We start from the raw sequence: 25,087 nt of genomic DNA on the forward strand, positions 1-25,087 counted from the left end.
AATTGTATATGTTTAAAAACTACCTAAAAGCCAAGGAGAATAGAACAATAGCTTCTAATTACGTTTCGCTTTTAGTGCTTCAAGCCGCTAATTATATTTTACCGCTTCTTGTTTTACCTTATTTGGTAAGGGTACTAGGTACAGATAAGTTTGGTTTAATAATGTTAGCACAATCTTTAACTATCTTCTTTAATGTGTTTGTAGATTATGGTTTTAATTTAAGTGGTACTAGAGAAGTATCTTTAGCAAGAGATGACAAGAAAAAGCTTTCGGAGATCTTCTCTGCTATTTTCGTTATAAAGGCTTTCCTTTTATTAATTGCCTTTTCAATCTTTTATTTTATAATTAGTGTATTTACAAGGTTTAGCGTAGATATTAGTGTTTACCTTTATAGCTTTGGTTTAGTTATAGGGCAAGCTTTGTTTCCTGTTTGGTTTTTTCAGGGAATCGAAAAAATGAAATTTGTAACGCTAATAAATATTTTAGCTAAATCAATTTTTACTGCACTTGTTTTTATTCTAATTACAAAAGAACAGGATTATATTTATGTCCCTATATATAATTCTTTAGGCTTTATAATTGCTGGGTTACTTGGTGTGGGTTTATGTTTTAAGTACGTACATATTACGCGTCCAAAAATTGACTTAATTAAACAATTGCTATCAGATAGTACAAGTTTATTTGTATCTAACTTTGCAATAAGCCTTTATACAAGTAGTAATGTATTTATTCTTGGTATGTTTACTTCAAATACAACTGCTGGGATTTACTCTAGTATTGAAAAATTAATTTTAGCTATTAAAAATGTATATACGCCTCTTTATCAAGCATTTTATCCTTGGCTTTCTAAGCAAGGTGATTTAAAGAAAATCAATACTATTAAAAAGTTATTGCCTTATATACTTTTAGTAAGTACTATCATTTCGATCATTATTATAGTACTCGGTAAAACATTATTAGATATAATTTATGACGACAATTTAATTTCTAATTATGCAATTGTTTTTAAAGCATTAAGTTTAATCTCTATATTTTCAGGTTTAAACATGCTTTTTAACGCATTGTTTTTGCCTGCAATAAAGAAGTACAAGACACGAATGAATATTATGATTTGTGCTGGCCTGTTTAATTTAACCGTAAGTCTTGTCCTTGTAAACTATTATGGTATTTATGGGACAACAATTAGTGTTGTATTGACTGAATTTTTATTATTAATTCTCGGATATATTTATTTTAAAAAATATGCTACAGTTTCATGAGTAAACTTATTATCATACAAACTGTCATTCCAGATTATAGGGTAAAATTCTTTACCTACTTAAAAATAAAATTAGAAGATAATTTTATTTTATTTGGAGGCGAAAGATTTTTTAAAGAAACTATTACAACAGACAAAACCATTAGCTTCCACAGAGCTGTTAAAAACATCTTTTTCTTTAATAGAAACTTTTTATTCCAGACAGGGCCTTTTTGGAAATATGTTTTAAAACCAAATACCACATTTGTAATTAGCCTGAATCCTAGAAATATATCTAATTGGCTAATATTAATTTTAAGGAAAATTCTAAATAGAAAAACTATTGTTTGGGGACACGCTTGGCCAAGGTCTGGTCCTAATAGCAAAAGTGATTTGCTTAGACATTTTATGAGGTTATTAGCAAATGAAATAATTGTATATACAAAAACTCAAGAGGAAGAGTTATCATTAAAGATGCCGTCTAAACCTATCTATACAGCTAGTAATGCTTTAATTTTCAAAAAAGAAATGGTGGCTTCTACTCAAGACCTTAATGACAAGAATAATATTTTATATGTAGGCAGGTTAACAAAAGGCAAAAAACCACTTTTTTTAATAAAAGCATTTCTTACTTTACACTTATCTTTGCCAAAAAATAGCCAATTAATAATTATTGGCGATGGAGAAGAAAAAAAGGCTCTTGAGAACTACATTATAAAAAACAACATTGCTCATAAAGTTAAATTATTAGGTCATATCTCAAATTATTCTGAGCTAAAAACTCAATACGACAATGCATTGTTTAGTGTTTCTCCTGGATACGTAGGGCTTTCAGTAACTCAAAGTTTTGGGTTTGGGGTACCTATGCTTGTTTCTGAAAATGAAAATCACTCTCCAGAGATTGAAGCTGTACATCCAAATGAGAATGCGTTGTATTTTAAAACTGATGACATTGAAGACTTTAAAAATAAAAGCCTTTTATTTTTTGATAATAAAGACTTCTGGATTAATAAACGTTCGGTAATTTGTAACTTTTGCCAAAACAAGTACTCTATTGAAGCTATGGCAGAACCCTTTTTAATGAACTTAGATTAAAGTTACATGAATTTAAGGACCTTTTTAATATTTGTGTATTTAGTAACTAGTATTCCGCTATTTCTGTTTTTTTATACAGATATAAGTGTATGGTTATCCTTCTTTGTTAATTATTTATTTATTACAGCTATTACATACTATCATTTAGAGGTTGAAAAAACATATTCTCCATTTTTATCTGCATATATAGTTTTTAATTTTTTGTTTTTTATTGTAGCTCCTATCATTCAGATTAATGCAATTGACCCAGAAGTAAATACTTTTATAAATTTTTTCCCTTACAGTTCTAATGTTGTTATTTATACTAATGCAATAATATTATTCTTTAATATAATATTCTTTCTTAGTTATGTTCATTTTAAGAGTAAAAGAGTATTTATAAAAGCCCTCCCAAAATCTCCATCTCCATTTACACCTATTATTGCAATAACTTTAGTAATAATATGTGCAGTTATTTTGATTACAAATTTTGGCTTTCTAATAAATGAAATAGAGCGAGCCAACTGGATGAAACCAGACACTTCTGTAGGGAGTTTACTTATACGTAAAAAAGTACTTTTCTTGGTCCCATTGGGTGGTGTAGCTATTTGCTTTAGCTATTTAAGAAGTAAAGTTAAATTAAGCAGAAATAGTATTATAATTTTTGGTGTAATGCTAATAATGCTATTTATACTGTTAGTGCTTAAAAATCCATTGACCGAAAAAAGAAATGCATTAGGACCTATTTACATTTCCCTAATCTATCTTTTCTTTCCGAAGATTATAAATAAAAATGCAAAGTCATTTCTGTTTTTATTTATCTCGATGATTATAGCATTTCCTCTAATCTCAGCACTTACACACTTAAGGATTACATTTCAGGAAATGATTGAACATCCTGAAGAAATTGTAGAATATCTGCAAAAAGAAGGAATATTAAGAGCTTTTAGCACCTTGCATTATGATGCTTACGCTAATATTATAGCAACTGTAGACTATGTTAAATTAAATGGTCTAGAATATGGACATCAACTTTTAAGTTCCTTATTGTTTTTTATACCTAGAGGTATTTGGGAAGGAAAACCTTACTCAACTGGCCAGGTTGTTGGCGATCATTTAATTGAAGAATATGGGTTTAGATTTAATAACATATCTAACCCTATTGTTTCAGAAGGATATATAAATTTTGGTTGGGTTGGTGTTTTTTTAATGGCCATTGCGCTATCCTTTGCTATCATAAAACTTATGCAATGGTTAAACTCAGGCGATGCACTAAAAGAAATTATTTCATTTTATTTTGCAATACACCTATTATTCTTGCTTAGAGGAGATTTCACAAATGGTTATGCATACTTTATAGGAACACTTATAGGCGTTGTTGTTATACCTAAAATAATTGAGAAGTGTATAACATTTAGTTTTTCTAAAAGTAAAACAAGCTCATGATGCAATTTTCTTCTAAAAACTGGTTTTATTTGGGTTGTCTAGTTATGATGTGCTCTATTTTATTGCCTTTTGACAAAAAGCCATTAGCCATTGGTGTTTTTGCTCTTTTTGCTCTCATTACTATAATAAAGAATAAATTAAAATTTAATCTCAAGTTTTTTTTAATAAATGCTTGTGTCTCAATACTTTTTTTAATTAGCCTCTTATATACTGAAAACCTTGACACCGGATTTAAAAAAATTGAGCAAACAGCATCACTATTAGTCTTTCCTTGGTATTTTGCTTTTTTAGTAAACTCTAAATACAAACTTTACGGTAACTCTAAAGTCCTTTATAAGTTATTATACGCATTTATCCTAAGTGCTATTTTACTTAACCTGTATTATTTCTTATACTTTTATTTTACAGAGTTTACGTTTGCTGACGTTTTATATCATTATTCTCATTTAATAGATGATAAGATTGAGGGTTATATGATTCATCCCATATACCTATCTATGCACTTGTGTCTTTCGCTTATATTTTTAATGTTTATACCTCTTAAACGAAATATTTTAAACTTTACAATAAGAGGTTTACTTGTGTTTCTTATAGTATTTTTTATGTTTTTAATGAGCAAGAAAGGACCAATGATAGCCATAGGTCTAATAGCTCTCTTTTATTTTTTTAAACACAACAAATCCTCATTAATTAGAGGTTTAGGAGTATCTATAATATGCCTTTGCGTATGCTTTCTTTTTATTAATGATAGAGCTAACAGAAACTTTAAAGAACTTTTCTCTATAGATACTATTGAGAACAATGTGACCTCAACTAACATTAGGTACTCTATCTATAAAAATGCTATAGAAATTTTTAAAGAAGAGCCATTAATTGGTTATGGTATTGGAGACTCTAAGAATACACTATTCGAAAAGAACAAAGAAACATCAGACCTATTATTTGCTGGGCAATATAATACTCACAATCAATATTTAAGTTTTCTACTAGCATTAGGTATAATAGGCACGACAATTATTATTATCTGTTACATAATAGTATTCAAAAATCAAAAATTAAAAAATAATTATTTGGCTATATATACTATTGCATTTTATGCTTTAGTAATGCTAACTGAAAATATTTTAGAACGCCAAGATGGTGTTATCTATTTCAGTTATTTTAGTTGTTTCTTACAAACAATATCAACACAAGAGTTACCTTGGAGAAAAAACAACGTATAATAATTATTGGGCCATTTCCTAACCCTATTACCGGCCTTTCTGTTGCCAACCTTACCTTATATGAGGGTTTGCTAAACAAGAAATATATGGTTTCTAAATTAGATACATCCTACTCTAAATTTGAAGATAAAACAGGTAGTTTTAGTTTTGATAAATTATTCTTTTTCATTACAAAAAGTTTCAATATAAAATGTGTTTTAAACAATGATGTTATATATATAACCATTGGTCAAAGTTTCTTCGGAGTATTAAAGTATAGCTTTTATATTTTAATAGGTAAATTATTGTCTAAAGAAGTAATTATTCACTTACACGGTAACTACCTGGGTGATATGTACCACAACCTTGGTGGTTTAAAAAAACAATTAGTAAAATTTATCTTATCTAAGATAGACAAAGCTATTGTGCTTTCTAAGTCTTTAAAAAGTAATTTCACTCCTTTTATTGATGTTTCAAATATATATGTATTAACTAATTTTGTATCTAAAGATATTCTACTCACTAATACTGAAAAGGAGAAACTAGAAACAATAAACGAACCTCGAATAGTTTTTTTAGGTAACTTGATGACAGGTAAGGGAATTCAGTATTTTTTTGAATCTCTAGAGAGTTTAGAGTTAGAAGGTTTTAAGTTTACCGCTAAGTGTGCTGGTACAATGGACTCAAAGAAAATTGTAGAATACAACAAAAAAATAGATAGCATTAATAGCCTTGAGTATCTTGGTATTGTTAGAGGAGAAAAGAAAAAACAGCTTTTAAAATGGAGTAATATATTAATATGTCCATCTGTAATGGTTGAAGGCTTACCATTATCTATTTTAGAAGCAATGGCTACTGGCAACAAAATAATTGCAACAAAGCAACCAGCGCTACAAGATATGTTTAATAACACTCAAATTACATTTATTAAAAAAGAATCGTCGTTTGAAATTTCAGAAGCTATAAAAAAAGTTTCTAAGCATTCTAGAGCACAAGAGGATATTATTAAATTTAATATGAATTATATAGAAAAACTTACAACTCTAAAGTTTATTGAGGGTTTTATAAGTATTATGAATATTGAAAATGAATGAATTTCAAAAATTAGATGATTATAGTACTCCAAATGGTTTTAGAGGTAAATCAAAAGTTTACGTCCAGTTTTGGTGGATAGCACAATCGTTATTATTTAAACCATCTCCTCAATTATTTTATGGTTGGAGAAGATTTATTTTAAGATGCTTTGGCGCAAAAATTGGTAAAGGCGTTTTAATAAGATCAAGCGTTAGTATTGTATACCCATGGAAAGTTAAAATTGGCGATTACAGCTGGATAGGAGATGATGTTGTTTTATACTCTTTAGGAAAAATCAATATTGGAAAACACGCTGTCATTTCTCAAAGATCATATCTTTGCACAGGTTCTCATGACTATTTAAAAAGAGACTTTGCTATTTTTGCAAAACCTATACACATTAAAGATGAATGCTGGCTCGCAACAGATGTATATGTCGCACCAAATGTTACAATTGGAAAGGGTACCGTTGTTGGAGCAAGAAGCTCAGTATTTAAGGATTTGCCAAAAGGAAAAGTATGTTTAGGCAGTCCTGCAAAAGTTATAAAAAATAGAAGCACAGCAACATCATAAAACAATAACTCTCATTGGGATAAATTTTTATCCTGAAGACACTGCTATAGGTCTTTACTCTACACAACTCATAAATTACCTAGTTAACAAAGGGTATGCGGTAAATGTAATTACAGGTTTTCCATATTATCCACAATGGGAAGTTTGGAAATCTTATAAAAACAACCCTAATTTCATAAAAGAAGATATAAATAACATTACTGTATATCGTTATAAACAGTATGTGCCTAATTCTCCGTCATTTATTAAACGTATCTTACATATATTAGATTTTAGCTTCGGCAGTTTAATCAATTCATTTAAAATAAAATCGACAGACCTTGTAATTTCAATAATACCTGTAACGCCATCAGCAGGTATAGGTTGGTTATTAAAAAAGAGATTAAATGCTAAATTATGGGTTCACATTCAAGATTTTGAATTTGATGCTGCTTTACAGTCTGGTTTAACTACAAAAAAGAAATTTAGCTTAAAAACGCCACTCTTTGGTTTGCTTTTTAAAGTTGAATCTTGGTTGCTTAACAAAGCAGATATTACCAGCACTATTAGCAATACGATGTTAGAAAAACTAAGTGCTAAAACAAAATCACCAACATATTTCTTACCTAATTGGGTAGACAATGAAAAGATAGACAAGACTTATAAAAAGCCTCATAAATATTTTTCATCTAATAAGTTTAAAATTTTATATTCTGGCAATATAGGAGACAAACAAGATTGGGATACTTTTGTACAATATGCTTCAAAGTTAGATAAGCAAAGGTATGAACTCATTGTCATTGGAGACGGCTCAAAAAAAGCATGGCTAAAAGAAAACACGAAAACATTACCACAGGTTTCTCACTATGAACCTGTTCCCTATGAGGATTTAGGACATGTTCTTTCAAGTGCTCAATTGCATATTTTGTTTCAAAAAACAGAAATTGTTGATACAGTAATGCCCTCTAAAATATTAGGGATGATGGGTAGCTCTGTTCCATCTTTAGTAACTGGTAGCAGTTTATCTGAAGTTAAAAAAACAATTCAAGAGAGTGAAGGTGGTAAATACGTTGATGAAGCTGAGTTCAGTATTAATGCTCTTTTAACTTATACAGAATGTCTTTTTAATGATGAAACCTATTCACAAAAGATTGGTGAAAATGCAAAGTGCTATATCATTAGTAAATTCTCAAAAAATGTTATTTTAAAAGAAATGGAAAGTAGGATAGCAACTCTTTTAAAATAGTATACCTTAAAAAGAGTTTTGGAGTACTATATTTAATATCTTAACTTTAGTAAGACAAACATCAGCTAAACTCTTACCTATAAAAAAACATTACTTTACATTTGCTACGATTTAAAAACTACCAGGTTTAGTACTGCAAATATGCTATGCCTTAATGTAAAACAAGTTTCTATGCCAAAAAGAGTATTAATAACTGGTGCTGCCGGTTTTGTAGGATCACATCTTTGCGATAAATTTATAAACGAAGGTTGTCACGTTATTGGTATGGATAATCTCATAACTGGAGATTTAAAAAACATAGAACATCTATTTGCCTTAGAAAATTTTGAATTTTACCACCACGATGTTTCAAAATTTGTACACGTTGCAGGAAGTTTAGATTACATCATGCACTTTGCTTCTCCTGCAAGCCCTATAGATTATCTTAAAATTCCTATTCAAACATTAAAAGTAGGCTCTTTAGGAACCCACAATTTACTTGGCTTAGCTAAAGAAAAAGGTGCTCGCATATTAATTGCCTCAACTTCTGAGGTTTATGGAGACCCTAAAGTTCATCCTCAGGCAGAAACGTATTACGGTAACGTTAATACTATTGGACCAAGAGGCGTTTATGACGAAGCAAAACGCTTTCAAGAATCTATAACTATGGCCTATCACAGGTTTCATGGCTTAGAAACAAGAATTGCAAGGATTTTTAATACCTATGGCCCAAGAATGCGACTTAATGATGGTCGAGTAATACCTGCATTTATAGGACAGGCGTTAAGAGGTGAAAACCTCACAGTATTTGGCGATGGTTTACAAACACGTTCATTTTGTTACATAGATGATCAAGTTGAAGGCTTGTATAGTTTATTAATGAGTGATTATACAGATCCTGTAAATATTGGTAATCCAGAAGAAATTACAATCTTAGATTTTGCTGAAGAAATTATTAAGCTAACAAACAGCGACCAGAAAATCATATTTAAGCCTTTACCAACAGACGATCCCTTACAAAGAAAACCAGATATTACCGTTGCTAAACGAGAGTTGTCTTGGTCTCCTAAAGTGTCTAGAGAAGATGGTATGCAAAAAACCTATGCGTATTTTAAAGGGTTAAGTGAAGAAGAGCTTTATAGAAGCGAACACAAAGACTTCTCTAAGCATATTGTAAAATAATGATTTACAGAAGAGGACGATATTCAGGATATATAAGACCATTTAATTATTTGGTCGACTTGTGTATTGTAAATTTCTTGGCTTCTCAATTTATATTGATGCCTTTAGAGTACCTCAACTACATTATTTTTGTAACTATTGGCTGGTTAATTTTATCTTTAAAACTTAGGTTTTATGATGTGTATAGGTTTACTAGAGCCACTAAAATTGCAGCTTTAGTTTTACAGCAAGCCTTTTTCTTTACCCTTATTGTTTTTTCCTTCTTTGGGTTTTATAATGAACTTAATAGGAGCGCTACAGAAATTGTAATCTATATAGCAGAAGTCATTGGGCTTATAACCCTAATTAAGTTCACCATTTTTTATTTTCTTAAGAAATATAGAGTAATTCTTGGAGGAAATTATAGGCAAACCGTAATTGTAGGTGTAAATGAAAAAACCCTTAAGCTTAAAGAGTTTTTTACCAGCAACCCAGAATACGGCTACCATTTAAAGCATATGTTCGAGGTAAATGATACCAACGAGCTAGCATTACAAGACTGTTATGAATTTATTTTAACTAACTCCATAGATGAAATTTACTGTTCTATCTCTGAGCTAAATGATGAGCAGATGAAAAGCCTTATAGATTTTGCAGACAACAATCTTAAGGTCCTCAAATTCTTGCCGGACAACAAGGAGATTTATACTAAAAAAATGAATTATGACTATTATGGGTACTTACCCATTTTATCATTACGAAGTATTCCTATAGATGATCCTATAAATCAAATAATAAAACGTGTTTTTGATATTGCATTATCCATATTTGTACTTGTCTTTATTCTTACTTGGCTCACACCTATTCTTGCCATCTTAATACAATTAGAATCTAAAGGACCTGTATTCTTTAAACAAAAACGAAACGGTTTAGACTATAAAGAATTTAGTTGCTATAAATTTAGGTCTATGAAACCTAATCCTACGGCACATATACATCAAGTTACTCGTGGTGATACACGCATTACAAAAGTTGGAAAGTTTATAAGGAAAACAAGTATAGATGAGCTTCCGCAGTTTATAAATGTATTGTTTGGAGACATGTCTGTAGTAGGTCCTAGACCTCATATGGTTAGTCATACAGAAATGTATGCAGAGCGTATAGACAAGTTTATGGTACGCCACTTTGTAAAACCTGGCATTACAGGATTAGCTCAAGTAAGTGGCTTTAGAGGTGAAGTTGAAACAGACGACGATATTATTAACCGCGTAAAATATGATATTTTTTATGTTGAAAATTGGTCGCTTCTGTTAGATATTAAAATCCTACTGCTCACAATTAAAAACACTGCTAAAGGTGAAGATAAGGCCTACTAAGCTTCAATAGCATTTAATAGCTGCTGTAACTGTTTTTCAATCACAAAATGCTTTTTAGCTATAGCTTTTATTTCATTTCTATTATCTAATAAATCTTTAACTTTTAAAGTGCAGAGAGTTTCATTAAGCTCCTTATAATCCTGTGTATTAATAACATAACCCAAAGCATGTTCTTTTACAATATGCTCTCCTTCGCCACCGGCCATATAAAGTACTGGTAGCCCAAAATGAGCTATTTCAAATATTTTTGATGGTACTGAACCTAAAATAGGTCTTACTAAAGGAACTAATGCAATATGATGATTTTCATATAATGTTTGTAACTCAGACTTTGAAACTTCGCCATGACATATAATATTATTCTTGTTAGCACTATCTAAATATTGAAGTAGCGCTTGCTTTTCAGGTCCGTCACCATATATATGAAGCTCAACATTTTCCGGAAGCTTAATATGTTTACATAACTCCAAAATACCTTGTGCAACTCCTAATAAGCCAGCATATATGATTTTTACAGTAGCATTTATTGAAATTGTAGAGTCAGTATTAAATTTAATATCTGGAAAATTCCTGTATAACACCATTTCCTTTTGTGGATGTATGCTACGCACGTGATCTAATATTTCTTGAGATTGCCCCATAACCATATCAGCTTTTGTATAATTATAGGCTTCAATAGTTTTTAGATAGTTGTAAAATTTTCCTTTTTTTAATGCACCAAGATCCAATCCTGCTTGTGGCCATAAATCTGAAACATTTAAAATAACTTTTCTCTTGTTTGAGGCATAAAGGCTTATTGCAGAATATGCAATTAGTAAAGGTGGCGATTGTATTATTACTACTTCTGCAGGCTTTTTAAAACATCTATAAAACAATAAACTCACAGAAAATGATAGCATAGAAAATAACCGTTTCCATTTATTTTTTGAGTTTGTAGCATAAAGCCATAATCTATGAACGCTAATATTAGCTTGTGCTTCTTTCCTAAAAAATGAACGCCTATAACCCTTGAAAATTTGTCCTTTTGGGTAGTTTGGCAAAGGACAAAGAACCGTTACCTTATATCCTTTTTTAGATAGCAATGTAGCTAAGAAGCTAATTCTATTTGAAGCTGCTCCTGTTTCCGGAGGAAAATAATTAGTTACAATACAGATCTCTTTCATAATAAAGATTCAAACTGTTTTAATTTTCCGCTTTTGCTTCGTTTTAATTGCTCTACTCTAATAAGTTCTAAATGTAAACCTGGTTCTAAATAATTGCTCAAAGCTTCCTTTACCCTAGTTTTAAATGCTTGAGTTAGCTCTTCTTTAGAGACATATTCAATTTTAAACGAATCCAGCTTTGTTTGTTTTACAACAAATTCCTTTACACTGCCTTGATCCTCTATGACATTTTTAGTCACGTAATAAAAGGTTAAGCCTGGAACAATTTTACCGCTTGGTGTTTTAGCAATATCATTTGATCTACCAATAAGAGATTTTAAAAATGTATGTTTTGCAGTACTATCTTCTCTCAAGATGCCTAAATCACCAATTTCATAACGTATAAACGGGTGTGCAGTATTGTAAAGACTCGTTATAACCAGTTTTCCAGGTTCACCAAGAGATACTGGTTTGTTTTGTTCATTTAACACCTCAACAAACAACGTTTCTGTGTTAATACGCCAATTGCCATTTACATCCTGAAATGCAATAATATCTAGCTCACTAGCGCCGTATTCATTTACTATAGGAATTCCTAAATATTGCTCTAAAAGTAATTTGTCTTCCTCAAAAAGCATTTCACTTGTAACAATGCAAACTTTAAGGCTAGGGCAAATATCTTTAAGTATGATGTTTTTTTGCTTTAAATATTTAGCAAATAATACAATTACGCTCGTATAACCATTTATGTAATCAAATTGTTTAGCTGTAAATGTTTTAATATAAAACTCATGTGTTTCTTCATTTATATTAAATATTGGAAACCTATACCGTTTAGCAAAAGTGTCTTTTACACGTTCCTTATAATACCCTAATTTATCTAAAGGAATACCATAAAACCTGGCTTGGTAGGATGTATTGAAGTCTAAGCCTAAGCCACCAAAATTCTTAATAATATTAGCCCAAGTTAAAGCATGACAAGCTTTGTCTTTAGCAAAAATGAATGGGTGACCACTTGATCCAGATGTTTTGTTTACATATGTGTTTTTAGCTGTAAAGCCTGCACTCAAACGATCCTGAAGCGGAACCTGGAAATTACCTTTGGTTACTATTGGCACATCTACCCAATGCTTAGGCAGTTTGCCATTACATAAAGATTTATAATACACGTTGGTATTAAAGTGATGTTCTACGATGTAAAGCTTTCTCTCATCTATATAGCTTTGGTAGTCTTTCTCAGGTATATTAACAATTTCACTTAATCTACGTTTTGCAGAATTAAGTGGATAACTATTAAGTTTTAATGAGAGGTTAAACCAGTTCACGTATAGTATTTCAGAAAAATCGAAATTACAAACATAATTTTACTTGGTATATAAATACTCTAGTAATTCAGTATTAAAAATATGTATACAATTAATCTAAATTGCATAGCATTAGCTTTCTCCCTACATCATTAATTCTCTATTTTTGCAAAAAACAACAGTATGAATATTCTTTTATTAGGCTCTGGAGGAAGAGAGCACGCTTTTGCTCATAAACTTATTCAAAGTCCGCAGTGCGATAACCTTTTTGTTGCTCCAGGAAATGCAGGAACAGCAGCTATCGCTAAAAATTTAGACATAAGTGTTACTAATTTTCAGGCTATAAAAGATACTGTGTTAACACACCAAATTAATATGGTTGTTGTTGGTCCAGAAGATCCTTTAGTAAATGGTATTTATGATTATTTTTTAAAAGATGACTTACTTAAAGATATTCCTGTTATAGGACCATCTAAAGAAGGTGCCCAATTAGAAGGTAGTAAAGATTATGCAAAACAATTTATGTTTAGACATAACATACCTACTGCAGCTTATGAGAGTTTTACCGCAGCTACTGTTGAAAAAGGACACGAGTTTTTAGAAACATTAAATCCTCCATACGTATTAAAAGCAGATGGTTTGGCTGCAGGAAAAGGTGTTTTAATTATAAACGACCTAACGGAAGCAAAAGAAGAGCTTACCAATATGCTTACCAACAAAAAGTTTGGTGAGGCAAGTACAACTGTTGTTATTGAAGAATTTTTAGATGGTATTGAGCTAAGTGTTTTTGTGCTTACAGATGGTAAAAATTACATTACATTACCTACAGCTAAAGATTACAAACGTATAGGTGAAGGAGATACTGGTTTAAATACTGGTGGTATGGGTGCTGTTTCTCCTGTTCCCTTTGCAGATGAAGCATTTATGCTAAAAATTGAAAATGAAATTGTTAAGCCAACTGTTAACGGTCTTCATAAAGAAGATATTGATTATAAAGGTTTCATTTTTATAGGATTAATTAATGTAGATGGCCAACCTAAAGTTATAGAGTATAATGTAAGAATGGGAGATCCTGAAACAGAAGTTGTACTTCCTAGAATTGAGTCTGATTTGCTTGAAGCTTTTGTGAAACTTTCTCAAGGCAAATTAAACGACATTACACTTACTATTAACCCAGATACAGCTGCAACTGTTATGGCTGTTTCTGGAGGATATCCAGAAGCTTACAATAAAGGCTTAGCAATTTCTGGCCTTGCAGATATTAAAGATAGTATTGTATTTCAAGCTGGAACTGCACAAGACAGTAACGGAATTGTTACAAGTGGTGGTCGTGTTCTTGCTGTTACTTCTTTTGGTAAAAACCACAAAGAGGCATTAAAAAAATCCTACCAAAACATTGAAAATATCAAGTTTGATAGGATGTATTATCGTAAAGATTTAGGTTTAGACCTAGATAAGTATTTATAAGAATGAATGAGCAGAAACATCTGTTCTGTCTTCATTGTTGTCTTTAAAGATACGTAGTTGCTTTAACCAGTAAAAGAAAGCCACAAAAGTAATTAAGATAAAAATCCAAGACATAAAGTTTGCTAACCACCAGCTTTCTAGCTCTAGGTTTGCTAATGCGTTATAAGGAGCTAAAAGAATAGTTTCAAAAAACCATTGTATGCCTGTAAAAAAATCTTCCATGATATCAATGTATTATATTTACAATGCAAAAATAGCAAAATAACGTATGCTCACAAGGTTTTTTGGGCAATCTAAGCCTATAAATTTTTTATTTGTAGCCATCTATATGATGGTCTTCTATATCGTTGCTAACCGATTAGTGTTTTTTGGAGGGTCATCTTTTATAACAATCCTTAAAGAAGTTGCCTTACTTCTACTCTACGTTGTTGGTATGGTCATTTTAAATTTTATTGCAAAGAAAAACGACCTAAACAAGGTAAATACCTATAAAATAATACTTTACGCTTGCTTTACTGTGTTGTTTATTAATTTATTACAAAACAATAGTGTCATTAGCGCCAATATTTTTGTCATCTTAGCCTTGCGAAGAATTATAAGCTTAAGGACAAATAAAGATATTAAGAAAAAGATTTTTGATGCAGCTTTCTGGATTTGCATTGCTTCTTTATTTCAATTCTGGACAATCTTATTTTTAATCATTGTGTATTTTGGAATACTATTTCATTCTAACAGAAGTTGGAAAAACTTTGCAATCCCTATTACCTCTGTAAGTTGTGTCGCTATTTTAGCTACAACGTATATGTTACTAACTCAAGACAGGTTTTTCTTGTTTTCAGATTGGTTTCAGTTTTCAAACTTCGACTTTACCAAACTTAATACAATTACTATTTTACTACCTATTAGTGTAGTGCTTGCTATGGTTGTGTGGGTGTCTGGTTCTTATTTAAAGGCAATTCAAAATGCTTCTATTTCACAAAAACCATCTATGTATTTAATACTCATGACATTATTTGCATCTATGGCAATTGCTATCTTTTCTCCTTTTAAAAATGGAAGTGAGCTTTTATTTATGTTTGCGCCACTTTCTGTAATGACTGCAAAATATTTTGAAAGAGAAAAAGAATTTTGGTTTAAAGAGGTTCTTCTTTGGCTACTTATTTTAATGCCTATACTTATTCCCATAATCTTTTAATGGCGTATAACATAAACCATATAGAAGCTGAGCTAAAACACCGTTGGAACTACAAATATCAATGGTTTAGAAAACAGGAAGACATATGGGACAAACGGTCAAGATTTATTTACAACACTAAATCTTGGGAGGCGCTAGTTCTTAAAATGAAACATGCTGTTGAAACCTATGGCTTCGAAAAAAGACCTTTCTTTTATTATACCATAAACAGGTGGTATAATTTCTGGAGTGCCAAAGCTATTGAACAATTATTTTGTAATCATACCGCTGTAACACCAGAAGCAAACAAAAAGCACAAACACATAGATTTTTATATAAATAAAACGCCTTTTGATCATAAAACGACAGTGTTTCCAAAGGGTTTTGGGCACACGTTAGATTATGCTATAAATCACGAAGAGGAACTAATTTCTTGGCTATACGAACACCAATCTAGAGAAGGTAGGCTGCACTATAAAAATAGATTATTTGTTATAATGTATGCTAAGGATAATGCACATTGGAAATTAAAAGCAAATTTAAATTGGCTTAAGCCTAAAATTACTGAGTTTTTAAATCAAATAAGTGAATCAAGCCTTTATGAGTTTCAATTTGAGGACAATTATAAAACCAAATCTAGAATACTTTGGGCTATAGAATAAGACATAAATAGATTTATAATACCTTTACAAAAATTAATACCAGTTCTATGTTTTCAGAAAAAGCAAATAAAATATTTAAGCAAGTTATAGATAAATACCACGTTGTAAATACGGTTGACCAACCTTTTGAAAACCCATACAGCAACGAAGATGAACTTTTAGAGCATTTGCTATATAGAAAATGTTGGATAGACACTGTACAATGGCATTACGAAGACATAATTCGTGACCCACAAATAGATCCAGTAGCTGCACTTAAACTTAAAAGACAGATTGATGCTTCTAACCAAGATCGTACAGATATGGTAGAGTACATAGATAGCTATTTTTTAGAAAAGTATAAAGATGTAACTCCTAAAAAAGATGCTACCATTAATACAGAAAGTCCTGCTTGGGGTGTAGATAGATTATCTATCCTTGCCTTAAAGGTGTATCATATGAATGAAGAAAGCGTTCGTGAAGATGCTACTGAAAAGCACCGCATGCAATGTCAACAAAAATTAAATGTTCTTTTAGAGCAACGCACAGATTTATCTTCTGCTATCGATCAATTACTTACAGACATTGAAAATGGAGATAAGTACATGAAAGTGTATAAGCAAATGAAGATGTATAACGATGATGATCTTAATCCTGTATTAAGAAACCAAAAGTAAAATCCTTTTTTGGAGCCTTTACCAAAACATATACTAGTCATTAGGTTTTCTGCAATGGGAGATGTGGCTATGACAGTTCCTGTATTAAAACAATTTGTAAATACATATCCTAACGTAAAGGTAACAGTTGTAACAAAGCCTTTTTTTGCAACTCTTTTTAAGGACATTCCAAATACAGAAGTTTTTAAAGCAGATGTTAATCAAAAGTATAAAGGTGTTTTTGGGCTTTTTAAATTATACAAGCAATTAAAATCTCTACAAATAGATGCAGTCGCAGATTTGCACAATGTTTTACGCAGTAAAATATTAAGAGCTTTTTTTAAGCTTGGAGGTATTTCCACATTTAAAATTGACAAAGGTAGAGCCGATAAAAAAGCACTTACTCAAGATAAAAACAAAGTCTTTAAACCACTTAAGTCTACTCACGAAAGGTATGCTGATGTGTTAAGGGCAATTGGCTTTCAGATAAATTTGAAACCGACACCAAAGAACACCACAATGCTTAATCCTGAGTTAGTACATCTTTTGCAGCCTTCTCTACATAAGCTTATTGGTATTGCTCCCTTTGCTGCACACCAAGGTAAACAATACCCTTTAGATAAGATGGTTGCTGTAATTGAAACCCTTTCGAAAAAAGACCACACTAAAGTTTTGTTATTTGGAGGTGGTTTGGCAGAAGTTGAAGTTCTTACAAAGATTGCCTCTCAATATGACGATGTAATCTGTTTAGCAGGAACACTTGAGTTTAAAGAAGAGCTACAAGTAATCTCTAACCTAAACCTAATGATAGGAATGGATAGTGGTAATGGGCATTTAGCAGCAATGTTTGGAGTGCCCGTACTAACAATTTGGGGTGTTACACATCCTTATGCTGGTTTTGTGCCATTTGGACAACCTGAAGCAAATCAACTTATTCCAGACTTAGAGAAATTTCCTAAAATACCAACTTCCATTTATGGTAACAAAGTCCCTAATGGTTATGAGGATGCCATGTTAAGTATTCCTGTAGAAAAAATAACAAAAAGGGCTATTCAAATTATTGAAGCCTAAACCTCATCAAAGTCTACAACTACTTTTGAGGTAGTTGGATGCGCTTGACAGGTTAAGATTAAACCTTCTGCAACCTCATCATCTGTAAGAATTTGGTTTTTGCGCATTTCCGCTTTCCCTTCGGTTAAACGAGCAATACAAGAACTACAAATACCTCCTTGACAAGAATAAGGCGGATCTAAGTCTTGATTTAGAACAGCATCTAATATAGATTCGCTCTTTTTCATAGTAAATATTGTTTCCTCATCATCTAACATTACTACAACTTCTGTATTTCCTTCTAAATCTGCTTCAATAGAACCTTCTGTGTTAGAGGTAAACAATTCAAAATGAATGTTTTCTTCAGAAATATTATTTTCTTTTAAAACATCTGTTACATTTTCAATCATTTTTTCAGGACCACATAAGAACACATCTTTAAATGTATAATCCTTGTATCTGTTTTTTACTATAAAGTTAACAGTGCTTTTTTCTATTCTTCCAAAGTGGGAAGCATCCTCTTGAGACTGGCTGTATACAAACTCTATAAAAAGTCTGCTTGCATAATTGGCTTGTAACTCTAACAACTCTTTATAAAAAATTGTTTCTTGAGGTGTCCTGTTTCCATATACCAAAACAAACTTAGATGTTGGTTCTTCCTCTAAAGCAGTTTTTAATATAGATAGTATAGGCGTAATACCACTACCAGCAGCAAAAGCCGCATAGTTATGCTGAGATGTGTTATTTGGCTCGTAAATAAATTTACCTTCTGGAGTGTGCACCTCTAAACTATCTCCAACTTTTAGTTTATTATTCGCATAGGTAGAAAATGTACCATCTTCAACTTCCTTTACTGTTACCTTTAACTCGCCACTCTTAGGTGTAGAGCAAAGCGAATAAGACCTTCTAATCTCTTCGCCATTAAGCATCATTTTAAATGTAAGATATTGTCCTGCCTTAAACTTATAATTGTCTTTTAGTACACTAGGAACTTCAAAAACTAAACTTACCGCTTGTGGTGTTTCTCGAATGATATCTTTAATTCTAAGAAATTGAAATGCGTCCATATTAAAAAATTAGAGTGCAAAAATACAAAGTCATTGTAACATATTTGATAAATTCGACACTTGTATAGTGAAAAAACTCTCAAAACATGATCAAACGGTTCATCTCATTAGAATGGAAACAGTTTAAAAGATCCTCTTATTTTCAAAAAGGATTAGCAATAAAAATCCTTTTAATTTTTGGAGCACTCTATTTTATGACTGCTGCCTTTTTTCTTGGTATTGGCGCCTTTTTTATGGCAGAAGAGTTTGTAAAGGATGTTGATCCTTTTGTGACCATAAACAACTATGTTATTTATTGGTTTTTATTCGACTTGGTGTTTCGATTTTTTATGCATCAACTTCCTGTAATGAATATAAAGCCTTATATGATTATCCCTATTAAACGAGAAACTGTTATACACTACCTTTTAGGGAAAACTACAATTTCGTTTTTTAATCTTTTACCGTTATTCTTATTTGTACCAATAACTGGTGTGTTACTGTTTAAAGGTTATGCTGCGCTTTCTGCATTAGCTTGGTTGGTAAGCATGTTAGGAATAACATTATGCAATAACTTCTTAAACTTTTTAATTAATAAGAACAACGTTTTCTTTTACAGTCTACTATCGGCATTGGCTATTTTTATAGGGTTGGAATTTTATGATATTTATAAAGTATCCAAGCCATTAGGTGTTGCATTTTATAGTCTTTACACGCAACCTTATTTAGTTATCATTCCTTTAATCGCTGCATTTGGACTTTACAAGGCTAATTATAGTCTTGTAAGAAGTGGTTTTTACCTAGATGGTGCAATTTCTAAAAAAACAAAAGCAGTAACCACCGAAAACTTATCATGGTTAGACCGTTTTGGAAGCATAGCTGTCTTTCTTAAAAATGATATTAAACTTATTAAGAGAAACGCAAGGCCTAAGCAAGTCCTAATGATGTCTTTTATCTTTTTATTTTATGGGCTTATATTTTATACTCAAGAAACTTATAGAGAGATGCCAGTATTCTTAGCGTTTGCTTCAATATTTGTCACAGGTGGTTTCCTTCTTTCTTTCGGGCAATTAGTACCATCTTGGGATAGCGAATATTATAAGTTGCTTATGAGCCAAAACATACCTTACAGAAAGTACTTAGAATCTAAATGGTATTTAATGGTTGTAGCTGTTGCAATTTCTTTCATTTTAAGCACACCATATATTTATTTTGGTTGGGATATTTATGGAATGATAGCTGCAGGCGCACTTTTTAATATTGGATTAAACAGCTTTATAACCTTATTTGGTGGCGCCTTAAATAGAGTTCCTGTGGAGTTAAATGTTAAGGCAAAAGCATTTAGCAATACACAAGGATTTAACCCTACACAATTATTAATAGCCTTACCAAAAATGATTGGTCCTATGCTTATTTTTTATGTGCCCTACAAGCTTATAGATTTTAATGCAGGCATAATAGCACTAGCCATTAGTGGTATTTTAGGCATAGCGCTAAAAGGCATTTTTCTTAATAAGATAGAAGCCGTTTACCAAAAAGGAAAGTATAAAACTATTGCAGCTTTCAACGAAAAAAAATAACCTAACAAGAATTGGATATTATGATCACCACAACAAACTTATCAAAATCATATAACGGCGCAACTGTTTTAAATGTTGAGCATTTAGAGATTCCTAAAGGCGAAAGCTTTGGTCTTGTAGGTAATAATGGCGCAGGAAAAACCACATATTTCAGTTTACTTTTAGACTTAATAAGACCTACTACAGGACATATAGAAAACAATGCTATAATAGTAAATGAAAGCGAAGACTGGAAACCGTTTACATCATCATTTATAGATGAAAGTTTTTTAATAGGTTATCTAACTGCTGAAGAATACTTTTATTTTATTGGCGATTTAAGGGGCCAAAACAAAGCCACAGTTGATGCCTTTTTAGCAGATTTTGAAGATTTTTTTAATGGAGAAATTTTAGGGCAGAAAAAATACTTGAGAGACCTTTCTAAAGGAAATCAGAAAAAAGCAGGCATAATTGCAGCACTTATAGGTAACCCACAAGTTATTATTTTAGATGAACCTTTTGCCAATTTAGATCCTACAACTCAAATTAGACTAAAAAGGTTAATGAAAGAGCTTACTGAAAACAGAGAAGTAACGTTATTGGTTTCCTCTCATGACTTGCTTCATGTTACAGAAGTGTGTGAACGTATTGTGGTGTTAGAAAAAGGAGAAGTTGTTAAAGACTTAGCTAAATCTCCCGAAACACTAAAAGAATTAGAAGAGCATTTTAACAGATAGCATCTTAAAACACACTCTATAATTCAGTACAATTCTATGTTTTAAATTGTAAAATCTGCTTATTTCAAAAAAAGTACCTTATTTTTACGACCCGTGATACTAAAGTAGGCGGTTTTCAGTTAGTTATAGTACACAAAATAAGCGCTTTTTGATTTTGAAATCTACGCATAAATACATCATACTTTCCTTAACACTTTTACTTCTTGTAGGGTGTTCTAGAAAAAAGGACAAATTTATAAACCGTGGTTGGCACGCTATGACAGCCTACTACAACACTATGTTTAATGGCAAACAAGCTATTATACAAGGTGAAGCAGAGCTTGAGGCCTCTTTTAGAGATAACTATTGGGCAATACTGCCTGTAGAGCGGTTACAAATAGAAGAGCAAGCCTTATTACAAGGAGAAACCAAGAATGCAAATTTTGAACGTGCTGAAGAAAAAGCAACTAAAGCCATTCAAAAACACAGCATGTACATTGATGGCGAGGAAAATAACCCTCAAATGGATGAAGCTTTTATAATGCTAGGTAAAGCGCGTTATTTTGATGGTCGTTTTATACCGGCACAAGAAGCCTTTAACTATGTGCTTAGACGCTATCCTACTAGTAACACAATTACAGAAGCTCGTGTTTGGAAAGAAAAAGTAAATATTAGACTAGACAACAACGAGCTAGCTATTGAAAATTTAAAAGAAATTCTTGAAGAAGCTGAAGAAGAAGATCTAAACAAACAAGCTGTTGCAGAAGCAGCTGCAATGCTTTCTCAAGCCTATATAAACCTTCAACAATTAGATAGTGCTATAATGCCAATTAAATTGGCTTCAGAAACTATAGATGATAAAGAAAAACAAGCACGATATACGTTTATAAAGGGACAACTTTATAATAATATTGGTAAAATAGACAGTGCCAATATTGCATTTGATGAAGTTATAAAGCTTAACCGAAGCATTCCTCGCAGATATCTAATTAATGCTTATGTTGAAAAAGCAAAGAACTTTGATTTAGATAAAGGCGATAAAGCTGAATTTGAAGAATTACTTACACGCCTTGAAACATATTATGAAAACAGACCATATCTAGATAGAATATATTTGGTGATGGCAGACTACTATCAAAAACTAGACTCTACAGATCTTGCTGTTACTTATTACAATAAATCTCTAAGAACACAATCTGCAGATAATTATTTAGTTTCAAGAAACTATTTAAGGCTGGCCGAAATAAATTTTGACAATGCAGAATATAAAGAAGCTGGTAATTATTTTGACAGTACACTAACCAACCTAGATAATACCACAAGAGAATTTAGGACCATTACAAAACGTCGTGTTAATCTAGACGATGTGATTCTTTATGAAGGCATTGCAAGAGCAAACGATAGTATATTAAATGTTGCTAATTTATCTGCAGAAGATCAATATTCATATTACCAAACCTATGCAGATGGTCTTAAAGCTACTGCCATAGCACAAGCAAGAGCAGAAGAGTTACCAGTTACTGGTGCAACAAACTCCTTTTACAATAAGCAAACCAACTCTCGAGAGTTAAAAGGAATAGGTGGCCCTAAAGTAAAAGGCGATTTTTACTTTTACAACCCTACAACAGTAGCTTACGGAAAACAGGAGTTTGAAAAAGTTTGGGGCAATCGTAAACTAGAAGACAATTGGAGAACTGGCGGTTCTGTTTTTTCTAATACAGAAACAGAAGAAGAAGATATAGATCCTATTGCAGCTTTAGAGGAAGATCCGAGATTTGACCCTCAAACCTATGTAGATTTAATACCTAAAGACCAAAAAGTACTTGATAGTTTATCTACAGAGCGTAATTTTGCCTATTACCAATTAGGTCTTATTTATAAAGAAAAGTTTAAGGAATACGGTTTAGCTTCAGAAAAGCTTGAAGGCTTATTAAACAACAATCCAGAAGAACGCTTAATATTACCTTCTAAGTACAATCTGTATAAAGTTTACGAAACCACTGGAGATACTGCCAATGCAGATCGTGTAAAGAACGATATTTTAAATAATCATCCAGAGTCCAGGTATGCTTCAATTTTAAGAAACCCAGAATCCTTAAAGAATGATGAAAATAGTCCAGAAGCTATTTACGCCTCGTTATACAAACAGTTTCAAGAGCAAAATTATGCTTTAGTATTAGAAAAATCTGAAGAGTATATTCAACAATTTACAGGAGATGATATTGTTCCTAAATTTGAGTTATTAAAAGCATATGCTGAAGGCCGTTATTTAGGATTTGAAGCTTACAAAGAAGGTTTAAACTTTGTAGCCCTTAACTATCCACAAAGTGATGAAGGTAAACAGGCTGCCAAAATTTACAAACAATCTATTCCATCGTTAGAATTTAAGGAATTTGAAAAAGATGGTGAAGAAGGTGAGTTTAAATTAATTTATCCAATAGACAAAAACGACACTACAGTTGATGCAAAAGCACTTAGGGAAAAAGTAGATAAAGCTATTGAAGATTTAGGATACACTAACCTGTATACATCTTATGATGTTTATAATCCTTTCCAAAACTTCCTAGTAATACATGGTTTAAACAGCAGCCTTGGTGCAGAAGGATTTGGCGAGCTTTTAAAAGACAACAAGAACTATAAAATTACAAATGAGTTTTTTGGTATTTCTTCAGAAAACTATACTATTGTACAGATTCATAAAAATATTGATGCTTACAGAGAGTTTTCAACTCAATAAATAGGCCTTAACTCTAAAACAATCACACTATGTTTTCAGACAATAATTCAGGTAAAAAATCTCGAAATAATGAACAGGTTTCGAGAGAACAAAATAAAATTTCACAAGGCACAAAAATAGTAGGTGATATTGTTGCCAAAGGAGCTTTTAGGATAGAGGGCACTGTAGAAGGTACTGTTACAACTCCTGGAAAAGTAGTTGTGGGCAAAAGTGGCTTTATTAGTGGTACACTTACTTGTGAAAATGCAGATTTTGAAGGAAAATTTTCTGGGAAATTAGATATTGCAGATACATTAACACTTAGGTCTTCTTCTCACATAGAAGGTGAAGTTTTAGTAGGTAAGCTTGCTGTTGAACCAGGTGCGACGTTTAACGCGTCATGTGCAATGAAAGGCAATGTAAAATCGTTAAAAAACGACGATGACAAACGAAAAGAAAAGTCCGCTTAATTCTTCTTACGCTAAATATTCAGGCATAGCCTTTCAAATGTTTGCCATAATTGCAATTGGTGCTTTTGGAGGTGTAAAGCTAGATGANTATCTAAATAACCAAAACAACCTTTACACTATAATTTTTAGCTTAGTNGCTGTACTTGCAGCTATATTTTTTGTCATTAGGCAAATTTTAAAAATGAGCAAAGATGATAATGCGTCTTAAAACGCACTGTTCTTAAAACCAACTTTATGAATTCTATTCAAGAAAAAGAATTTAGAAGACGCCAAATAAGTTTTGTAGGCCTTCTTAGCGCCATTACTGTTATTTTACTTGGGCTTCATTATTATATATACTACTACTTTGCAGCTTCTGTTGATCTCAAGATACCACTATGGACAGTTTATGCATTTCACTTTATAGTTGTATTNCTTATTTATAGCTTTATAAACTACAGGCATACTTCNGGNAAGACAGATGTGTTTAATGTTTTTATGATACTTACATTTTTAAAGATGATCNTGGCTGTGGTATTTTTATTACCCGTATTACTTTCATCCTTAGAAAACAAGGTGCCAGACGTGCTTAACTTCTTCTTTCCGTATTTCATTTATTTAGGGTTAGAAGTGTGGACCGTCACCAATTTTTTAAAGGAAAAAACAAACTAAAAACTTTGACTAATTTTTTTGTTTGCCAATTCATTTAATGTGCGTACTTTTGCACCAAATTTAAACAGGTTATTTTAACGCAATTTTGCAATGAATATTACTCTTAGACAATTTATTTTAGGCCTTGCATTAGTAACTACCGTACTTA

23 protein-coding genes are annotated in these 25,087 nt (G+C 31.6%); 19 read left to right on the plus strand and 4 right to left on the minus strand.

Annotated features, from left to right (window positions below):
• Positions 1-8: 8 nt before the first annotated feature.
• The 9 genes from CL818_RS03855 (at position 9) to CL818_RS03895 (ending at position 10,347) form a co-directional block, all read left to right on the plus strand.
• Positions 9-1,259 (plus strand): oligosaccharide flippase family protein, encoded by a 1,251-nt coding sequence (locus tag CL818_RS03855; RefSeq protein ID WP_272972906.1) that lies wholly within the window; start codon positions 9-11, stop codon positions 1,257-1,259.
• Positions 1,256-2,332 carry a glycosyltransferase gene (locus CL818_RS03860; RefSeq protein WP_272972905.1) on the plus strand — a complete coding sequence of 359 codons (1,077 nt, stop codon included), beginning with the start codon at positions 1,256-1,258 and terminating at the stop codon, positions 2,330-2,332. Before CL818_RS03855 ends, CL818_RS03860 begins: the two co-directional genes overlap by 4 nt.
• Before the next feature lie 6 nt (positions 2,333-2,338).
• Positions 2,339-3,757 (plus strand): O-antigen polymerase, encoded by a 1,419-nt coding sequence (locus tag CL818_RS03865; protein ID WP_272972904.1) that lies wholly within the window; start codon positions 2,339-2,341, stop codon positions 3,755-3,757.
• The gene (locus tag CL818_RS03870) at positions 3,754-4,980 is read left to right on the plus strand and encodes an O-antigen ligase family protein (protein ID WP_272972903.1); all 1,227 of its coding nucleotides are present in this window, start codon (positions 3,754-3,756) and stop codon (positions 4,978-4,980) included. The genes CL818_RS03865 and CL818_RS03870 overlap by 4 nt, the downstream gene beginning before the upstream one ends.
• A complete protein-coding gene (locus tag CL818_RS03875; protein WP_272972902.1) occupies positions 4,959-6,053 on the plus strand; it encodes a glycosyltransferase family 4 protein in 1,095 nt (364 codons plus the stop codon). Before CL818_RS03870 ends, CL818_RS03875 begins: the two co-directional genes overlap by 22 nt.
• Complete coding sequence (locus CL818_RS03880; protein ID WP_013186355.1) at positions 6,046-6,606, plus strand: putative colanic acid biosynthesis acetyltransferase; 561 nt, start codon at positions 6,046-6,048, stop codon at positions 6,604-6,606. Before CL818_RS03875 ends, CL818_RS03880 begins: the two co-directional genes overlap by 8 nt.
• A gap of 13 nt (positions 6,607-6,619) precedes the next feature.
• Positions 6,620-7,831, plus strand: a complete 1,212-nt coding sequence (locus CL818_RS03885; RefSeq protein WP_272973103.1) for a WcaI family glycosyltransferase — start codon at positions 6,620-6,622, stop codon at positions 7,829-7,831.
• Positions 7,832-8,002: 171 nt separating this feature from the next.
• Entirely contained in the window at positions 8,003-8,992 is a 990-nt protein-coding gene (locus CL818_RS03890; RefSeq protein WP_041241094.1) for a UDP-glucuronic acid decarboxylase family protein, read from the plus strand.
• Complete coding sequence (locus CL818_RS03895) at positions 8,992-10,347, plus strand: undecaprenyl-phosphate glucose phosphotransferase (RefSeq protein WP_041240880.1); 1,356 nt, start codon at positions 8,992-8,994, stop codon at positions 10,345-10,347. The genes CL818_RS03890 and CL818_RS03895 overlap by 1 nt, the downstream gene beginning before the upstream one ends.
• On the opposite strand, the gene CL818_RS03900 is transcribed toward CL818_RS03895, so the two are convergent.
• Both CL818_RS03900 and CL818_RS03905 read right to left on the minus strand, forming a co-directional pair.
• Positions 10,344-11,510, minus strand: a complete 1,167-nt coding sequence (locus tag CL818_RS03900) for a glycosyltransferase family 4 protein (protein ID WP_286971702.1) — start codon at positions 11,508-11,510, stop codon at positions 10,344-10,346. The two genes, CL818_RS03895 and CL818_RS03900, sit on opposite strands and share 4 nt — an antisense overlap.
• Positions 11,507-12,814, minus strand: a complete 1,308-nt coding sequence (locus CL818_RS03905; protein WP_272972900.1) for a phenylacetate--CoA ligase family protein — start codon at positions 12,812-12,814, stop codon at positions 11,507-11,509. The genes CL818_RS03900 and CL818_RS03905 overlap by 4 nt, the downstream gene beginning before the upstream one ends.
• A 162-nt stretch (positions 12,815-12,976) precedes the next feature.
• Here CL818_RS03905 and purD point away from each other — a divergent pair, with 162 nt between their 5' ends.
• Positions 12,977-14,260 (plus strand): phosphoribosylamine--glycine ligase, encoded by a 1,284-nt coding sequence (purD, locus tag CL818_RS03910; RefSeq protein WP_272972899.1) that lies wholly within the window; start codon positions 12,977-12,979, stop codon positions 14,258-14,260.
• Here purD and CL818_RS03915 read toward each other — a convergent pair.
• On the minus strand, positions 14,255-14,482 hold the full coding sequence (locus tag CL818_RS03915; protein ID WP_013186362.1) for a DUF6341 family protein: 228 nt from the start codon (positions 14,480-14,482) through the stop codon (positions 14,255-14,257). The two genes, purD and CL818_RS03915, sit on opposite strands and share 6 nt — an antisense overlap.
• Positions 14,483-14,528: 46 nt before the next feature.
• On the opposite strand from CL818_RS03915, the gene CL818_RS03920 reads away from it, so the two are divergent.
• Genes CL818_RS03920 through CL818_RS03935 form a run of 4 tightly spaced genes read left to right on the plus strand, consistent with a single transcriptional unit; the run spans position 14,529 to position 17,802 of the window.
• Positions 14,529-15,455 carry a DUF6427 family protein gene (locus tag CL818_RS03920; protein ID WP_272972898.1) on the plus strand — a complete coding sequence of 309 codons (927 nt, stop codon included), beginning with the start codon at positions 14,529-14,531 and terminating at the stop codon, positions 15,453-15,455.
• Positions 15,455-16,096 carry a hypothetical protein gene (locus CL818_RS03925; RefSeq protein ID WP_272972897.1) on the plus strand — a complete coding sequence of 214 codons (642 nt, stop codon included), beginning with the start codon at positions 15,455-15,457 and terminating at the stop codon, positions 16,094-16,096. Before CL818_RS03920 ends, CL818_RS03925 begins: the two co-directional genes overlap by 1 nt.
• Positions 16,097-16,143: 47 nt before the next feature.
• Complete coding sequence (locus CL818_RS03930) at positions 16,144-16,752, plus strand: DUF4254 domain-containing protein (RefSeq protein WP_272972896.1); 609 nt, start codon at positions 16,144-16,146, stop codon at positions 16,750-16,752.
• A 9-nt stretch (positions 16,753-16,761) separates the two neighbouring features.
• A complete protein-coding gene (locus CL818_RS03935) occupies positions 16,762-17,802 on the plus strand; it encodes a glycosyltransferase family 9 protein (RefSeq protein ID WP_336380105.1) in 1,041 nt (346 codons plus the stop codon).
• Here the strand turns inward: CL818_RS03935 and CL818_RS03940 are convergent.
• Positions 17,799-18,848: a ferredoxin--NADP reductase gene (locus CL818_RS03940; protein WP_272972895.1), complete on the minus strand. Its 1,050-nt coding sequence runs from the start codon at positions 18,846-18,848 to the stop codon at positions 17,799-17,801. The two genes, CL818_RS03935 and CL818_RS03940, sit on opposite strands and share 4 nt — an antisense overlap.
• An 86-nt stretch (positions 18,849-18,934) precedes the next feature.
• Here CL818_RS03940 and CL818_RS03945 point away from each other — a divergent pair, with 86 nt between their 5' ends.
• The 5 genes from CL818_RS03945 to CL818_RS03965 all read left to right on the plus strand — a co-directional run bounded on the left by CL818_RS03945 (position 18,935) and on the right by CL818_RS03965 (position 24,496).
• Positions 18,935-20,407: a DUF5687 family protein gene (locus tag CL818_RS03945; protein ID WP_272972894.1), complete on the plus strand. Its 1,473-nt coding sequence runs from the start codon at positions 18,935-18,937 to the stop codon at positions 20,405-20,407.
• 20 nt (positions 20,408-20,427) lie between these two features.
• Positions 20,428-21,123: an ABC transporter ATP-binding protein gene (locus CL818_RS03950; RefSeq protein WP_013186369.1), complete on the plus strand. Its 696-nt coding sequence runs from the start codon at positions 20,428-20,430 to the stop codon at positions 21,121-21,123.
• Between the two features lie 154 nt (positions 21,124-21,277).
• The gene (gene porW / locus CL818_RS03955) at positions 21,278-23,839 is read left to right on the plus strand and encodes a type IX secretion system periplasmic lipoprotein PorW/SprE (RefSeq protein WP_336380104.1); all 2,562 of its coding nucleotides are present in this window, start codon (positions 21,278-21,280) and stop codon (positions 23,837-23,839) included.
• 29 nt (positions 23,840-23,868) lie between these two features.
• On the plus strand, positions 23,869-24,288 hold the full coding sequence (locus CL818_RS03960) for a bactofilin family protein (RefSeq protein WP_013186371.1): 420 nt from the start codon (positions 23,869-23,871) through the stop codon (positions 24,286-24,288).
• The gene (locus CL818_RS03965; protein WP_286971716.1) at positions 24,260-24,496 is read left to right on the plus strand and encodes an AtpZ/AtpI family protein; all 237 of its coding nucleotides are present in this window, start codon (positions 24,260-24,262) and stop codon (positions 24,494-24,496) included. Before CL818_RS03960 ends, CL818_RS03965 begins: the two co-directional genes overlap by 29 nt.
• Positions 24,497-25,087 lie beyond the last annotated feature (591 nt).

Source organism: Croceibacter sp. (genome assembly GCF_002716225.1).
GTDB classification, from domain to species: domain Bacteria; phylum Bacteroidota; class Bacteroidia; order Flavobacteriales; family Flavobacteriaceae; genus Croceibacter; species Croceibacter atlanticus.

Coding starts and splice junctions, on each gene's coding strand:
- CL818_RS03855 (WP_272972906.1), top strand. CDS start 9: ATGTTTAAAAACTACCTAAAAGCCAAGGAGAATAGAACAATAGCTTCT.
- CL818_RS03860 (WP_272972905.1), top strand. CDS start 1,256: ATGAGTAAACTTATTATCATACAAACTGTCATTCCAGATTATAGGGTA.
- CL818_RS03865 (WP_272972904.1), top strand. CDS start 2,339: ATGAATTTAAGGACCTTTTTAATATTTGTGTATTTAGTAACTAGTATT.
- CL818_RS03870 (WP_272972903.1), top strand. CDS start 3,754: ATGATGCAATTTTCTTCTAAAAACTGGTTTTATTTGGGTTGTCTAGTT.
- CL818_RS03880 (WP_013186355.1), top strand. CDS start 6,046: ATGAATGAATTTCAAAAATTAGATGATTATAGTACTCCAAATGGTTTT.
- CL818_RS03890 (WP_041241094.1), top strand. CDS start 8,003: ATGCCAAAAAGAGTATTAATAACTGGTGCTGCCGGTTTTGTAGGATCA.
- CL818_RS03895 (WP_041240880.1), top strand. CDS start 8,992: ATGATTTACAGAAGAGGACGATATTCAGGATATATAAGACCATTTAAT.
- CL818_RS03900 (WP_286971702.1), bottom strand. CDS start 11,510: ATGAAAGAGATCTGTATTGTAACTAATTATTTTCCTCCGGAAACAGGA.
- purD (WP_272972899.1), top strand. CDS start 12,977: ATGAATATTCTTTTATTAGGCTCTGGAGGAAGAGAGCACGCTTTTGCT.
- CL818_RS03915 (WP_013186362.1), bottom strand. CDS start 14,482: ATGGAAGATTTTTTTACAGGCATACAATGGTTTTTTGAAACTATTCTT.
- CL818_RS03920 (WP_272972898.1), top strand. CDS start 14,529: ATGCTCACAAGGTTTTTTGGGCAATCTAAGCCTATAAATTTTTTATTT.
- CL818_RS03925 (WP_272972897.1), top strand. CDS start 15,455: ATGGCGTATAACATAAACCATATAGAAGCTGAGCTAAAACACCGTTGG.
- CL818_RS03930 (WP_272972896.1), top strand. CDS start 16,144: ATGTTTTCAGAAAAAGCAAATAAAATATTTAAGCAAGTTATAGATAAA.
- CL818_RS03940 (WP_272972895.1), bottom strand. CDS start 18,848: ATGGACGCATTTCAATTTCTTAGAATTAAAGATATCATTCGAGAAACA.
- CL818_RS03945 (WP_272972894.1), top strand. CDS start 18,935: ATGATCAAACGGTTCATCTCATTAGAATGGAAACAGTTTAAAAGATCC.
- CL818_RS03950 (WP_013186369.1), top strand. CDS start 20,428: ATGATCACCACAACAAACTTATCAAAATCATATAACGGCGCAACTGTT.
- CL818_RS03960 (WP_013186371.1), top strand. CDS start 23,869: ATGTTTTCAGACAATAATTCAGGTAAAAAATCTCGAAATAATGAACAG.